1 protein-coding gene is annotated in these 1023 nt (G+C 22.9%); it reads left to right on the top strand.

The genetic code is table 11. The annotated features are described in order from the left end of the window. Positions 1-100: 100 nt before the first annotated feature. Positions 101-1023 (top strand): IS3 family transposase (locus AACP42_RS03015; protein ID WP_425342246.1); only part of this gene is annotated, 923 nt, incomplete at its 3' end.

Genomic DNA, 1023 nt, shown 5'->3' with positions numbered 1-1023 from the left:
ATAATTTAATAAATATATTTTAAAATTAATTTTTAATGCATTTTTTAGTTATAATTATTTTTGTAATGAATAAAAAATATTAAGATAATTGGGGTTAATGATGCAAAAATTAAAGAAAAAAATAAAATTATTACAAAATATGGTTTCTCACATTCAAACTATTAATAAAAAAATAGTTTTTAAACTGGTTAAACAATTTGCAAAAGACCTAAATTTAACTACCATTTTAAAAACAATTCGTATTAATCGAAGTACTTATTATTATTGGCTAAAAATTGAAAAAAAGTTAAAATTAAAAGAAACAAAACATTTTTTGCAACAACAACGTATTCAAACTTTATGTTTACAACATGAATATTTTTACGGTCATCGTAAAATTACTGATTTATACCAAGAAATTTTTAATGAATTTATTACTAAGAAAAAAGTTTATCTTATCATGAAAGAAAATAATATTTGTTGTAAGTTAAGGCCTAAAAAAAATAAATATTATTATAAAAATTTAGAATCTAACCTCAAAGTAGTCCCAAATTTAATTAATCAAAACTTTACTACCTCCCAACCCATGAAAAAACTATTTACCGATATTACTTATTTTCCCACTCCCCAAGGATTTATTTATTTTTCGTGTATTATTGATTCTTTTAATAATCAAATTATTGCCTCCCACACTTCAAACCGACAAAATAAAGAATTAATTTTAAATACAATCAAAAAAATTCCTACTTTAAAAACCCCTTGTATTATTCATTCTGACCAAGGTAAAGTTTATCAATCTCTAAAAGTACAAAAAGTTTTAACTAAAAAAGGGTTTTTAATTAGTATGTCTCGTAAAGCAACCCCACGTGATAACGCTGTCATTGAAAATCTTTTTGGCCAGATGAAAAGTATTTTATCCAACCAACATCCCTTTTTATTCCAAAAAACACCAAGTAAAATCAAAAAAATTATCAACCAATTCCCTTCTTTTTGGAATAATAAATGGTTATTAACTAAATTAAACAATTTATCTCCTTTGCAATA

The sequence above is a fragment of the Hydrangea phyllody phytoplasma genome, from assembly GCF_036985185.1.
Classification (GTDB): domain Bacteria; phylum Bacillota_I; class Bacilli_A; order Acholeplasmatales; family Acholeplasmataceae; genus Phytoplasma; species Phytoplasma asteris.
The sequence above is the reverse complement of the archived record's forward strand: the minus strand, read 5'-3'. Positions and strand labels throughout refer to the sequence as shown.